This window comes from Sagittula sp., assembly GCF_052825245.1.
Genome location: NZ_JBRBWD010000032.1, coordinates 221094 through 233144, shown reverse-complemented (window position 1 = coordinate 233144; position 12051 = coordinate 221094). Strand labels below are relative to the sequence as shown.

13 protein-coding genes are annotated in these 12051 nt (G+C 67.2%); 10 read left to right on the top strand and 3 right to left on the bottom strand.

The annotated features are described in order from the left end of the window. The first annotated feature begins 84 nt into the window (after positions 1–84). From coaBC to ACU0DV_RS12105, 4 genes are all read left to right on the top strand, one after another. On the top strand, positions 85–1290 hold the full coding sequence (gene coaBC, locus ACU0DV_RS12120; RefSeq protein ID WP_446242606.1) for a bifunctional phosphopantothenoylcysteine decarboxylase/phosphopantothenate--cysteine ligase CoaBC: 1206 nt from the start codon (positions 85–87) through the stop codon (positions 1288–1290). Then, positions 1287–1754 (top strand): dUTP diphosphatase, encoded by a 468-nt coding sequence (dut, locus tag ACU0DV_RS12115; protein WP_446242607.1) that lies wholly within the window; start codon positions 1287–1289, stop codon positions 1752–1754. Before coaBC ends, dut begins: the two co-directional genes overlap by 4 nt. Beyond that, complete coding sequence (locus ACU0DV_RS12110; RefSeq protein ID WP_446242608.1) at positions 1754–2806, top strand: HesA/MoeB/ThiF family protein; 1053 nt, start codon at positions 1754–1756, stop codon at positions 2804–2806. Before dut ends, ACU0DV_RS12110 begins: the two co-directional genes overlap by 1 nt. A 162-nt stretch (positions 2807–2968) precedes the next feature. Then, the gene (locus ACU0DV_RS12105) at positions 2969–4978 is read left to right on the top strand and encodes a M3 family metallopeptidase (protein WP_446242609.1); all 2010 of its coding nucleotides are present in this window, start codon (positions 2969–2971) and stop codon (positions 4976–4978) included. 28 nt (positions 4979–5006) lie between these two features. On the opposite strand, the gene ACU0DV_RS12100 is transcribed toward ACU0DV_RS12105, so the two are convergent. Further along, positions 5007–6014: a TraB/GumN family protein gene (locus tag ACU0DV_RS12100; RefSeq protein WP_446242610.1), complete on the bottom strand. Its 1008-nt coding sequence runs from the start codon at positions 6012–6014 to the stop codon at positions 5007–5009. An 80-nt stretch (positions 6015–6094) separates the two neighbouring features. Here ACU0DV_RS12100 and ACU0DV_RS12095 point away from each other — a divergent pair, with 80 nt between their 5' ends. Continuing rightward, complete coding sequence (locus ACU0DV_RS12095; RefSeq protein WP_446242611.1) at positions 6095–6772, top strand: DUF2161 domain-containing phosphodiesterase; 678 nt, start codon at positions 6095–6097, stop codon at positions 6770–6772. Positions 6773–6779: 7 nt separating this feature from the next. On the opposite strand, the gene ACU0DV_RS12090 is transcribed toward ACU0DV_RS12095, so the two are convergent. Beyond that, on the bottom strand, positions 6780–7763 hold the full coding sequence (locus ACU0DV_RS12090) for a DMT family transporter (RefSeq protein ID WP_283981395.1): 984 nt from the start codon (positions 7761–7763) through the stop codon (positions 6780–6782). A 245-nt stretch (positions 7764–8008) separates the two neighbouring features. On the opposite strand from ACU0DV_RS12090, the gene ACU0DV_RS12085 reads away from it, so the two are divergent. Both ACU0DV_RS12085 and ACU0DV_RS12080 read left to right on the top strand, forming a co-directional pair. Then, positions 8009–8353, top strand: coding sequence for a hypothetical protein (locus ACU0DV_RS12085; RefSeq protein ID WP_446242612.1), 345 nt, complete (start codon positions 8009–8011; stop codon positions 8351–8353). Then, complete coding sequence (locus ACU0DV_RS12080; protein WP_370312943.1) at positions 8346–8957, top strand: DedA family protein; 612 nt, start codon at positions 8346–8348, stop codon at positions 8955–8957. Before ACU0DV_RS12085 ends, ACU0DV_RS12080 begins: the two co-directional genes overlap by 8 nt. On the opposite strand, the gene ACU0DV_RS12075 is transcribed toward ACU0DV_RS12080, so the two are convergent. Next, positions 8942–9871 carry an L-lactate dehydrogenase gene (locus ACU0DV_RS12075; RefSeq protein ID WP_446242613.1) on the bottom strand — a complete coding sequence of 310 codons (930 nt, stop codon included), beginning with the start codon at positions 9869–9871 and terminating at the stop codon, positions 8942–8944. The two genes, ACU0DV_RS12080 and ACU0DV_RS12075, sit on opposite strands and share 16 nt — an antisense overlap. Positions 9872–10196: 325 nt before the next feature. Between ACU0DV_RS12075 and ACU0DV_RS12070 the strand changes: the two genes are divergently transcribed. The 3 genes from ACU0DV_RS12070 to ACU0DV_RS12060 all read left to right on the top strand — a co-directional run bounded on the left by ACU0DV_RS12070 (position 10197) and on the right by ACU0DV_RS12060 (position 12038). Further along, positions 10197–10973 (top strand): transglutaminase-like domain-containing protein, encoded by a 777-nt coding sequence (locus ACU0DV_RS12070; protein WP_446242614.1) that lies wholly within the window; start codon positions 10197–10199, stop codon positions 10971–10973. An 86-nt stretch (positions 10974–11059) separates the two neighbouring features. Then, entirely contained in the window at positions 11060–11488 is a 429-nt protein-coding gene (locus tag ACU0DV_RS12065; RefSeq protein WP_446242615.1) for a PACE efflux transporter, read from the top strand. 238 nt (positions 11489–11726) lie between these two features. After that, positions 11727–12038 (top strand): co-chaperone GroES, encoded by a 312-nt coding sequence (locus tag ACU0DV_RS12060; protein WP_005854733.1) that lies wholly within the window; start codon positions 11727–11729, stop codon positions 12036–12038. Positions 12039–12051 lie beyond the last annotated feature (13 nt).

Sequence of the window (12051 nt, the reverse complement as noted above, 5' to 3'; positions counted from 1 at the left end):
TTGCCTTGGGGGCGAGGGTAGGGTGCACCCGTTAATGAAGGATCAGGCCGCGCAGGCGGCTCACGACATCGGGAAGGGACTGGGATGCTGGCGGGCAGACGGATCCTGTTGATCATCGGCGGCGGTATTGCCGCCTACAAGTCGCTGGACCTGATCCGGCGCCTGCGAGAGCGCGGCGCCGCCGTGACACCTGTCATGACCCGCGCGGCCTCCGAATTCGTGACGCCGCTGAGCGTGGCCGCCCTGGCCGGGGAAGACGTGCACGCCGACCTCTTCGACCTCACGCGCGAGGCGGAGATGGGCCATATCCAGCTGTCCCGCGTGGCGGACCTCGTGGTGGTGGCACCGGCGACCGCGGACCTCATGGCGAAGATGGCAGGGGGCCACGCGGACGACCTGGCGTCGACCCTGCTGATGGCCACTGACACGCCGGTCATGATCGCCCCTGCGATGAACGTGCGCATGTGGGACCACGCGGCCACGCAACGCAACCTCGCCACGCTGCGCGGTGACGGCATCATGGTTGTCGGTCCGAACGAGGGCGACATGGCCTGTGGCGAATACGGACCGGGCCGCATGGCCGAACCGCTGGAGATCGTCGCGGCCATCGAGGGCGCGCTGTCGGATGGACCGCTGAAAGGGCGCCGGGTGCTGGTGACCTCCGGTCCGACGCATGAACCCATCGACCCGGTGCGCTATATCGCCAACCGCTCGTCCGGGGCGCAGGGGACGGCTGTGGCCGAGGCGCTGCGCGATCTGGGGGCAGAGGTCGTCTTTGTCACCGGCCCGGCGGACTCGCCCCGGCCCACGGGTGTGCAGGTGGTCGAGGTCGAGAGCGCAAGGGAGATGCGGGAGGCCGTCATGGCCGCCCTGCCCGTCGATGCGGGGGTCTTCGCGGCCGCGGTGGCCGACTGGCGGGTAAAGTCCGCCTCTGCCTCGAAGATCAAGAAGACGGCGGGGCAACTGCCCGTGCTGGAGTTCGAGGAAAACCCCGACATCCTGCGCGACGTGTCTGCGCTGATGGATGGGCGCCCCCGGCTGGTCGTGGGCTTCGCGGCCGAGACGGATGACGTGGTCGCCAACGCCACGGCGAAACGCGCCCGCAAGGGCTGTGACTGGATCGTGGCGAACGACGTCTCGCCCTCGACGGGCATCATGGGCGGCACGGAAAACGCGGTGGTTCTGATCACCGCCGAGGGGGCCGAGGAATGGCCGCGTGCTGCCAAGAGTGACGTTGCGCGCAAGCTGGCAGATCGGATCGCCGAGGCACTGAAGCAGGTGCAGGCATGAGCGCGCGGGACGTGGACATCGCGTTTGCGTGGGAACCGGAGGCGGATCGTTCGCTGGGCCTGCCTTCCTACGCGACGGCAGGCGCCGCCGGTGCCGACCTGCGCGCCAACCTGCCCGACCGGGGCACGCTGACGCTGGAGCCCGGCGCGAGGACGCTGGTGCCGACGGGTCTGCGCCTTGCCATTCCCGATGGCTACGAGGTGCAGGTGCGACCGCGCTCCGGCCTTGCCCTGAAACACGGGATCACCCTGCCCAATGCGCCCGGAACCATTGACAGCGATTACCGCGGACCCTTGGGCATCATCGTGATGAATTCGGGCGACGTGCCTTTCGTGATCGCCCACGGCGACAGGATCGCGCAGATGGTCGTGGCCCCGGTCGTGCGGGGCCGCTTCACCGTGTCCGAGGACCTGCCCGACACCGCGCGCGGCGCGGGCGGCTTCGGTTCGACGGGGCGCGGCTGATGCTTCTAGTTCTCAGCATCGGCGTTCTGGTCTGGGGGTTCGGCCGTCTCGTGGGGGCCAGCCGCGAGGCGCGCGTCTACATGGTGGCGCTGCTTTATGTCGGTGTCCTCGTGGTTCATGTGGTCCTGCCGTTCGGCCATCCCCTGCGGATTGCCACCGGCGAAAGCGCCGCGCCGTGGCTGATCCTCGGCGGGATGCTCCTGTTTGGCCTTGCTTACGCATGGGGTGTTCGCAGGCTGAAGGAGCGCGCAGAAGTCAGGGAGGCCGATGAGGCTCCGGCGAAGGATCCCGGCGCCTTCCGGCCCGGCGAACTGGAACGCTACGCCCGCCACATCGTGCTGCGCGAACTGGGCGGGCCGGGGCAGAAGCGGCTGAAACAGTCACGCGTTCTGGTCGTGGGCGCCGGAGGGCTCGGGTCGCCCGCGCTTCTGTACCTCGCGGCAGCGGGTGTCGGGACCATCGGCGTGATCGACGACGACACGGTGGACAGCGGCAACCTGCAGCGGCAGGTGATCCACACCGACGCCCGGATCGGCACGCCCAAGGTGTTCTCGGCGCAGGCGGCGATGGAGGCACTGAACCCCTATGTCACCGTGCGCCCCTACAAGCGCAGGCTGGACGCCGCGACGGCAGCGGCGCTGCTGGAGGACTACGACGTTGTCCTCGACGGGACCGACAACTTCGACACCCGCTACCTGGTGAACGCGGCCTGCGTGGCGGCGGGAAAACCGCTGGTCTCGGGCGCGCTCAGCCAGTGGGAAGGGCAGGTCAGCGTGTTCCATCCCAAGGGTGGCGGCCCGTGCTACCGCTGCATCTTCCCCGAGGAGCCGGCAGCCGGTCTGGCGCCGTCCTGCGCGGTGGCGGGCGTGCTGGGCCCTCTGCCCGGCGTCGTGGGGTCGATGATGGCCGTAGAATGCGTAAAGTTGATCGCAGGCGCAGGGCAGCCCCTGATCGGCGAGATGCTGATCTATGATGCGCTTTGGGGCGAGACCCGCAAGATCGGGCTGAAGCCCACGCCCGGTTGCCCTGACTGCGGGGGCAAGGCGGCGTGAAACCCCGCCCTGCCGGGGCGGCGACCTTATCCGCACGCGGCCCGATGTCCGTACGTACGGCAAGACCCCGCAAAGGGCCGGTTCGCGGCGTCCGATCCGACGGAACGGATTGAAGCGGTTCGCCCGGGCGCATAGCTTTCCTGCAAACGTCTGGAGACCGACATGACCAATCCGCTTCTGAAGACCTGGGAAACGCCCTACGGCCTGCCGCCTTTTGCAGAGATTTCCGATGCCGACTTCGGCCCCGCTTTCGACGCCGCCATGGCCGAGGACCTTGTCGAGGTCGAGATGGTGGCCACCAACCCGGAACCGCCGACCTTCGAGAACACCATCGAGGGGCTGATGCGCACGGGTTCCGCGCTGGATCGCGTGGCGGGGGTCTTCTACAACCTCGCCGGTGCGGACAGCAACGACGCGCGCGAAGCCCTGATGCGCGACTATGCCCCGCGGCTCTCGGCGCATTCCTCGGCCATCTTCTCCAATAAACCGCTGTTCGAACGCATCCAGGCGGTGTGGGAGGCGCGCGACACGCTTGATCTGACACCGGAACAGGCGCGGGTGCTGATGCTGACCCATCGCAACTTCGTCCGTGCAGGCGCCGCTCTGGAAGGGGAAGAGGCCGCGCGCATGACGGTGGTGAAAGGGCGGCTGGCCGAGCTGGGCACCGCCTTTACCCAGAACGTGCTGGCGGACGAACGCGACTGGTACATGGAGCTTGCCGAGAAGGACCTCGAAGGGCTGCCGGCCTTCGTCGTCAACGCGCTGCGCGGGGCGGGCGAGGAACGCGGCAAAGGGCCCTGCGTGACGCTGTCGCGGTCCGTCATCACGCCGTTCCTGCAGTTCAGCCCGCGCCGCGACCTGCGTGAAAAAGCCTTCCGTGCCTGGGCGGCGCGCGGCGCCAACGGCGGCAAGACCGACAACCGCGGCATCGCCGCCGAAACCCTGAAGCTGCGCGAGGAACGCGCGGCGCTGCTGGGGCACTCGGACTTCTCCTCCTTCAAGCTGGAAACGGAGATGGCAGGCACCGCCGACAACGTGCGCGAGCTGCTGATGCAGGTCTGGACCCCGGCCCGCGCCGCCGCCCTGAAGGATCAGGAGGTGCTGGAAGGCATGCTGCATGCGGACGGCATCGACGGCCCGCTCGAGCCATGGGACTGGCGCTACTACGCCGAAAAGCGGCGCAAGGCAGAGCACGATCTGGATGAGGGCGAGATCAAGCCGTACTTCCAGTTGGACCGGATGATCGACGCGGCCTTTGCCTGTTCGGAGCGGCTGTTCGGCCTGACGTTCGAGCCGCTCGACGTGCCGCTGCACCACCCGGACTGCCGGGCATGGACGGTGCAGCGCGAGGGTGAGACGATTGCCGTCTTCATCGGTGACTACTTCGCGCGCGGCTCGAAGCGGTCGGGCGCGTGGTGTTCCGCCTTCCGGGCGCAGCGCAAGTTCCCCGACGTGCAGATCCCGGTGGTGGTCAACGTGTGCAACTTTGCCAAGGGATCGCCCGCGCTCCTGTCCTATGACGACGCGCGCACCCTGTTCCACGAATTCGGCCACGCGCTGCACCAGATGCTGTCCGACGTGACCTACGAGATGGTCTCGGGGACCAGCGTGGCGCGCGATTTCGTCGAACTGCCCTCGCAGCTTTACGAACACTGGCTGGAAGTCCCCGAAGTGCTGGCTGAATATGCCACCCACGCCGACACCGGGGAGCCGATGCCGAAGGACCTGTTGGACAAGGTGCTGGCGGCGGCGACTTACGACATGGGGTTCCAGACTGTCGAATACGTGGCCTCCGCGCTGGTCGACCTGGAATTCCATGCCGGTCCCGCGCCCGCCGATCCGATGCAAAAACAGGCGCAGGTGCTGGAGGAAATCGGGATGCCTCGCGCGATCCTCATGCGCCACGCGACCCCGCATTTCGCCCATGTCTTCGCGGGCGACGGCTATTCCTCCGGCTACTACAGCTACATGTGGTCCGAAGTGATGGATGCCGACGCCTTCGCCGCTTTCGAGGAGGCGGGCGATGCCTTCGATCCGGCGATGGCCGGCCGTCTGGAAGAGTTTATCCTGTCCAAGGGCGGATCGGTGGAGGCCGAAGACCTCTACACCGGGTTCCGGGGGCGGATGCCCGGCGTCGATGCGCTGCTGAAAGGCCGCGGGCTGGCGGCCTGAAGCGGATGGCGCGCGCCGGGGCTTTGGCTCAGAACGGCGCGCGCTCCAGTTCGAACCCTTCCTCTGCCAGAAGGTTCAGCACTCCTTCCTCGCCGGACAGGTGGGCGGCACCGAAGGCGGCGATCACCGTCCCGTCGGTGCTGTCCAGCGTGTCGAGGATCACGGGAATCCACGCTCGGTTGCGGGCATTTATCATCGCACCGTTCACGGTGTCGAAAACCGTGTCGGCCTCGGCTTTTCCCAGCGGGGTCAGGCGGGGTGACAGGACTTCCAGCACCACCTGGCTTTCGGCGTGGGCTTCTTCGAAGTACGTGCTGATGATGGTCTCGAAGAGATCCTCATTCACGTCCGCCGGCGCAAGTGCGGAGCGGATCATGGACAGCTGCGCCTCCATCGGGACGGCGGCGAACAGCGCGAGGCCCGTGTCCCAGGGTTCCAGCGACCGGGTGGGCACGCCCTTTTCCTCGGCGAGGGCTTCGAGCCGGACGTCGAGGCCGTCGTCCTGTTCCAGAAGGTCCTTCATGCACGCGGGCACCGACAGCAGCATCGACACGTACCAAGGCTGCATCCGGGCACCGACGAAGGCGGGCATGCCGCGCGCGGCCATTGCGCCCGACAGTTGCTGCCACTCGTCCTCCGACAGAAGGTCGGGAAGGCTGCCGTCAGACAGCATGAACATGGCAGGATCGCTGGCGATGCTCGCTTCCATGGCTTCCCGGTCGGTGCCCGACATCTCGAGCAGCAGTGTGGCGGCGTCGTCCAGAAGCGGCGCGATCCGCTCGACCGGCGCGTCGAGGCGCGGGTCGGACAGGTGGATCGTGCCGACGAGGTGGATGGTCTCGGTGCCGCGCCGCGCGATCCAGTGGTTGCCGGTCGGGTAGGGCATCGCGGCCACGCGGGCGTCGACCTCAGCCCTTTCCTCGGGCAGCAGGGCGGGACGCAGGTCATCACCGGTGCAACGGGCATGCGCAAGCACGGGAAGCGCGGTGAACGCCAGTCCCATGGCGAGGGACAATGCGGTTTTTACAAGGGACATACAGGCTCCTTCGGTTGTCCCGCACTTTCTGCGCATGGGCGGCGCTGGACAAGGGGCAATGCCCGGGAAACACTGTGATCATGGAACGGGAAAGCGAGCTTTATGCACCGGTGAAGGCCTTGCTGGAAAAGCAGGGCTACACGGTAAAGGGGGAGGTCGGCGCGGCCGACCTGATGGCGGTGCGCGGCGACGATCCGCCGGTGATCGTGGAACTGAAGCTGCGCATCACCCTGTCGCTGTTCCACCAGGCCTGCGCACGCCTGAAGCTGACCGACCATGTCTATGTCGCCGTCCCCAAACCTTCGGGCAAGACGGCGCGGCGGGCGCTGAAGGACAACCGCGACCTCTGCCGGCGGCTGGGTCTGGGTTTCATCGTGGTGCTGCCGGACGCGCGGGTGGAGGTGCTCTGCGATCCCGGGCCATACGCGCCGCGCAAGAGCCGGACGAAATCCGACCGCCTGCTGCGGGAGTTCGAGGCCCTGCGCGGCGATCCGAACGAGGGTGGCGCGACGCGGCACGGCATTGTCACCGCCTACCGGCAGGACGCGCTGGCCTGCGCGGCCTTCCTGGCGGAGGCCGGCCCGAGCCGAGGGCGGGATGTGGTGGCGGCAACGGGCGTGGCGCGGGCCACCGGGTTGATGCGCGACAATCACTACGGCTGGTTCGAGAAGGTGGCGACGGGGGTCTACGCCCTGTCGGAGGCCGGTCGCGACGGGCTGGTGCACTGGGCCTATTCGTGGGAGCCGGGCGGCGTGTAGCCTCGCCCTACAAACCGTTCTGCGGCGTGGCGGCGGCTTCGTCCGCCCGTGCCCGCGCGGCGGCGGCCCGGCCCTCCCGCGCGGCGATACGCTCGCGGTGCAGGGTATAGAGGCCGGACGCCACGATGATCGCGCAGCCCACCAGCGTCCAGAGGTCCGGCAGATCGGCAAAGACAATAAAGCCGTAGAAGGTGCTCCAGATGATCAGCGAGTAATGGATCGGGGCCAGCGCCACCGCCTGTGCGATGTCGAGCGCGCGGATCACCAGCACCTCGCCCACGCCCGCCGTCGCCGCGAGGCCGAAGATCACGAGCCAGAGCTGCAGCGTGTCGGGCGTCTTCCAGACGAACGGCAGGGCGAGCGCCACAAGGACCGTCGACGTGATCGAGGTGAAGGCCACGGTCGTCATCACGTTGTCGGCGCCCGACAGCGTCCGCGACAGGACCTGCCGTGTGGCAAAGAAACAGGCGGCGAGCACGATGAACCCGATGGCGGGGTGGAACACGCCCAGTCCGGGCCGGATCACGATCAGCATCCCGACAAAGCCCACCGCCACGGCGGCCCAGCGGCGTGCGCCGACGGGTTCGCGCAGGAACAGCGCCCCCATCAGCGTCACGAGGAAGGGCGCGATGAAGGTCACGGCGACAGCGTCGGCCAGCGGCACGTAGGTCACCGCCAGCACGAAGCACAACGCCGAAGACGCTGCGCAAATGCCGCGCAGGATCTGGATCGCGGGCAGTTGCGACCGCAGCAGATGTGTGCCCTTCACGGCCAACATCACGATCACGCCCATGAACAGGCCGATCTGGCGGAAGAACACGATCTGCGCGGCCGGCAGGGAATCCGTCAGGAACTTTGCCTGCACGTCGCAGGCGGCGAAGGCGAAGAACCCCAGCGCCATCAGGAGGATGCCACGCATGTTCTGGCTTTCGGGGCCGCGGTTCGGGTTGGGCTTGACCGACAGAAGCGGCGTGGCCTGAGGAGAGGGCATGGCAGACTCGAATGGTTGACCGCCAGACCCTAGACGCCGCGTCGCAGAATGGAAATGGCAGGCGGCGGGCATCTGCCTTGCATATCTGCAAGGACGCTGTCTCTGCCGCGCATTTTGCCATTATTCGCCCACAGGTCCCGGCGCCGCGACGGGGCCGGAGACGGCAACCGTGTCACCTGCACGCATTGCCATGCCCCGGTCGGCTGTCCAGACTGGACGCGTCGGCAGCGATAAGGAGCGGTCACATGAGACGACTTTGGCGGGAAGCGCCGTACCTGACGGCAGGGCTGGCCCTGGCGCTGCTGGTCGCGCTCATCTTCGCCGCGCGTCTCGCCATGGGGATGGCCTACTGGTCCGATCCCGGGCATCAGGATCAGCCCATCGCGCCCTGGATGACGCCGCGCTTTGTCGCCATGTCTTGGGATGTGCCGAAGGAGGTGGTGATGGAGACGCTGGACCTCTCGCCGGACAGTTCCGGGCCGCGGCGCCTGTCCGACCTGTCCGAAGCGCGTGGCGTGCCGGTCGAGGACCTCATTGCCCAGCTAGAAGCCGCGATTGCCGCCTATCGCGCGGGTGCGCCGAATGACTGAGACGGTCTTCGAACTCGTCTCAACCTACGGGGTGTGGGTGGTGGCCATGTCGGCTTTCGTGTCCTGCCTTGCCGTCCCGGTGCCGACTGCGCTGGTCATGCTGGCGGCGGGGGCCTTTGCGGCCTCCGAAGACCTGTCTTTGTGGCAGGTCTGGCTGGCTGGATGGCTTGCCGCGCTGGCGGGCGACAACACCGGCTACCAACTGGGCCGCTGGGGCGGGGCGCCGTTCCTGAGCTGGCTGGGCAGCCGGACAGGGCGCGCGGCACTGATCGCGCGCGGCGAGGCGCTGGTCCGCGACCGTGGCGGGCTGGGGGTGTTCTTTTCCACCTGGCTGGTGGCGCCGCTCGGGCCGTGGGTCAACGTGGTGTCGGGCGCCATGGGGCTGCCCCGCTGGCGCTTTGCGATCTGGGACACGGCGGGAGAGACCATCTGGGTCAGCGGTTATGTCCTGCTGGGCTATGCCTTCGGCGCGCAGGTCGACACCGTCGCCCGTCTGGTCAGCGACTGGGCCGGGCTGGTGGCGGCGCTGGCTGTGGCGCTGGGGTTCGGCGTTGCCCTCGTCCTGCGCCTGCGTCACCGGCACTCCGGTCAGAGCGACAACTGATCGAAGGTATCCTTGAGCAGCATGGCGGAGGCTTCGAGCGCGGCGTTCTCCTGCCGCGAGATGTCCGGCATCAGTTCGGCAGTCACGCCTTCACGCCCCACCACACGAGGGAGGGAGCAGGCGACGCGGCGCACACCCGCCACATCCGACAGGGTGGAGACGGTCAGCACCGCCTGTTCGTCCGATCCGATGGCAGAGACCAGACGGGCCAGCCCGGCGCCGATGCCGTACCACGTCGCGCCCTTGCCCTCGATGATCGTGTAGGCTGCGTTGCGGACGCCCTTGTCGATGCGCTCCCGCACCTCGGCGGTCAGCGGCGCACGGATCTGCGCCGCGAAACTCTCGATCGAGACGGACCCGGCCCGGGCGGCGGTCCAGGCAAGCACCTCCGTATCGCCGTGTTCGCCCAGCACATAGGCATGGACGGAGCGGGGGGCGATGTTCAGGTGCCGGCCCAGCAGCCAGCGGAACCGGGCCGTGTCGAGGATCGTGCCCGACCCGATCACCCGGCCCGCCGGCAGGCCGCTCAGCGCCTGCGTGACATGGGTCATGATGTCGACGGGGTTGGAGGCGATCAGAAGGATCGCGTCGGGGGCGGCACGGGTCACCTCCGCCACCACGGAGCGGAACACCTCCGCGTTGCGGGACAGGAGTTCCAGACGGCTTTCCCCGGGCTTCTGCGACACGCCGCAGGCAAGGATCACCACGTCGGCGCCGGTCAGGTCGTCGTAGTCGCCCGCTGCAACCCGTGCCGAACCCGAAAAGGGCACCGCGTGGGCGATGTCCTCTGCCTCCGCCTGCGCGCGTGCCTTGTTGAGGTCCACGAGAACGATTTCAGAGGCGGCGCCCCGCATGACGCAGGCGAAGGCCGCTGCCGATCCGACCATGCCTGCGCCGACTATTCCGAGCTTCATCAAATGGTCCCTGCGAATGGTTTTACCCGAGGATAGGTCCGTGATAGCGGCGCGGGCAAAGAACTTCGACCTCTCGCGTCACGCCAGCGATGAAAATGGCGCGGGATTGTGCGTCCGGACTCTGGATACTTCACGAGTAAACAAAATCAATGGCTTAACATGGCGCCTTGGTTGCACCTCGGTAGGGTGACTTGGATCGGTTCGGTCGCTCTGCGCACCGGGTTCCGGCCCCTACGCGAGCCGTTGGGTTGTTATCGGACGCATGTGCAACGATCCTGATCCGGCGGTGTTGTCATCAGGATCTCCAGACAAAAAGGCCTTTCTCATGCTCATGTCGATACACGTGACGATGCACTACCGGTTCGCCAATCCGAACATCGCCTTTCTCGCGCTGGAGGCGGCACGGACAGACGGGCAGACCATCCTGTCGGAGAGCCTCTCCACCGGAGACGCGGAGCTGACCCGGATCGCGGGCGATGCAGACATCGGCGAGCGGATCTGGGCCCGTATTCCCGGCGAGGACCTGAAGCTCGACTACAAGGCGACGCTGGAGATCACGCGTCCCGCGCCCGCGCTCGAGACCCTCAAGGCCGCCCCGCTGCCCGAGATCCCGGCAGAGCCCGCGCCCTACCTGCGGCCCTCCCGCTATTGCCAGTCGGACAAATTCACCGCGTTCGTCGGCAAGCGGTTCGGCCATCTGGACGGCGGTGCGAAGGTCGCGGCGATCCGCGACTGGATCGAGGATGAACTGGATTACGTGCCCGGCAGTTCTGACGCGGACACCAACGTGCTGGAAACCTTCGCCGGGCGGCAGGGGGTGTGCCGCGACTATGCGCACCTGTTCTGCACCATGGTCCGTGCCGCGGAGATCCCGGCGCGCTGCGTGGCCGTCTATGGCCCTGACGTCACCCCGCAGGACTTCCACGCGGTGGGGCAGGTGTGGCTGGACGGGGCGTGGCACCTTGTCGATCCGACGGGTATGTGCACGGCCGATGCCCTGGCCGTCGTCGCCGTGGGACGGGACGCTTACGACATCGCGTTCCTCGGGTCGCAGGCTCCGGCAGAACTGATCGAGCAGACCGTGAACGTGACGCGCGGGTGATGTTCAGGCGGGCGATCCGGCCTTGTCTCCGCCGCTCGGTCCTGTAGGTCTGCTGCACCCCGAAGGCCCGCCGGAAACCCAGACCCATGAGGACGACCCGCGACCGCATCCGCCACGCGGTCCTGTTCGAGATCACGGCCCTGATGATCGTCGCCCCGCTGGGCGGCGCGGTCTTCGCCGTGCCGGTCGGGCATTTCGGGGTGGTTGCCGTGATCAGCAGCCTCATTGCGATGGGCTGGACGTATCTCTTCAACCTCTGGTTCGACCACATGCTGGTGCGGACAGGGCGCCCGTTGCGCAAGACCGTGCCCATGCGGATCCTTCATGCGGTGGCCTTCGAGGTCGGGCTGACGGGCCTGCTTGTCCCGTTCATGGCGCTCTATCTCGGGGTTTCCCTTGGCGAGGCGCTGCTGATGGACATCGGTCTGACCGCTTTCTACTTCGGCTTCACGGTCGCCTACAACTGGGCCTATGACGCGATCTTCCCGATCCGGGTGGACGCCCGACGCCCGTGATCTGCGCGGTCTTCCGCCGCACGGGCTTGGTTCCGCGGGCGGTTCTGAATATGTCCCGTGAATGCGATGACACAGGCAGGCCCGCCCGGAAATCGCACAAAAAATCTCTTCACCTCATGTTGACACGACTCGGCAGGTTCCTTACTTCAGCGCCGTTAGCACTCTCTCCACTTGAGTGCTAACGGCCCGCTCGAAGACGAGGGGCCAAGGTTGTAACTTTGAGCTAGGAGACTCGAAGATGGCATTCAAACCGCTTCATGACCGCGTGCTGGTTCGTCGCGTAGAATCGGACGAAAAGACTGCTGGTGGCCTGATCATCCCCGATAGCGCCAAGGAAAAGCCGGCAGAGGGCGTGGTTGTCGCGTGTGGCGAAGGTGCACGCAAGGACAGCGGCGAGCTGATCGATATGGCCGTCAAAGAGGGTGACAAGGTCCTCTTCGGCAAGTGGTCGGGCACCGAAGTCAATGTCGGCGGCGAAGAGCTGCTGATCATGAAGGAAAGCGACATCCTGGGCATCATCACCGATGACGCGGCTGCCAAGGCAGCCTGAACGCCGGTTCTGA

Bases quoted from the DNA above. Each gene is read 5' to 3' on its own strand.
- coaBC (WP_446242606.1), top strand. From the start codon at position 85: ATGCTGGCGGGCAGACGGATCCTGTTGATCATCGGCGGCGGTATTGCC.
- dut (WP_446242607.1), top strand. From the start codon at position 1,287: ATGAGCGCGCGGGACGTGGACATCGCGTTTGCGTGGGAACCGGAGGCG.
- ACU0DV_RS12110 (WP_446242608.1), top strand. From the start codon at position 1,754: ATGCTTCTAGTTCTCAGCATCGGCGTTCTGGTCTGGGGGTTCGGCCGT.
- ACU0DV_RS12105 (WP_446242609.1), top strand. From the start codon at position 2,969: ATGACCAATCCGCTTCTGAAGACCTGGGAAACGCCCTACGGCCTGCCG.
- ACU0DV_RS12100 (WP_446242610.1), bottom strand. From the start codon at position 6,014: ATGTCCCTTGTAAAAACCGCATTGTCCCTCGCCATGGGACTGGCGTTC.
- ACU0DV_RS12095 (WP_446242611.1), top strand. From the start codon at position 6,095: ATGGAACGGGAAAGCGAGCTTTATGCACCGGTGAAGGCCTTGCTGGAA.
- ACU0DV_RS12090 (WP_283981395.1), bottom strand. From the start codon at position 7,763: ATGCCCTCTCCTCAGGCCACGCCGCTTCTGTCGGTCAAGCCCAACCCG.
- ACU0DV_RS12085 (WP_446242612.1), top strand. From the start codon at position 8,009: ATGAGACGACTTTGGCGGGAAGCGCCGTACCTGACGGCAGGGCTGGCC.
- ACU0DV_RS12080 (WP_370312943.1), top strand. From the start codon at position 8,346: ATGACTGAGACGGTCTTCGAACTCGTCTCAACCTACGGGGTGTGGGTG.
- ACU0DV_RS12075 (WP_446242613.1), bottom strand. From the start codon at position 9,871: ATGAAGCTCGGAATAGTCGGCGCAGGCATGGTCGGATCGGCAGCGGCC.
- ACU0DV_RS12070 (WP_446242614.1), top strand. From the start codon at position 10,197: ATGCTCATGTCGATACACGTGACGATGCACTACCGGTTCGCCAATCCG.
- ACU0DV_RS12065 (WP_446242615.1), top strand. From the start codon at position 11,060: ATGAGGACGACCCGCGACCGCATCCGCCACGCGGTCCTGTTCGAGATC.
- ACU0DV_RS12060 (WP_005854733.1), top strand. From the start codon at position 11,727: ATGGCATTCAAACCGCTTCATGACCGCGTGCTGGTTCGTCGCGTAGAA.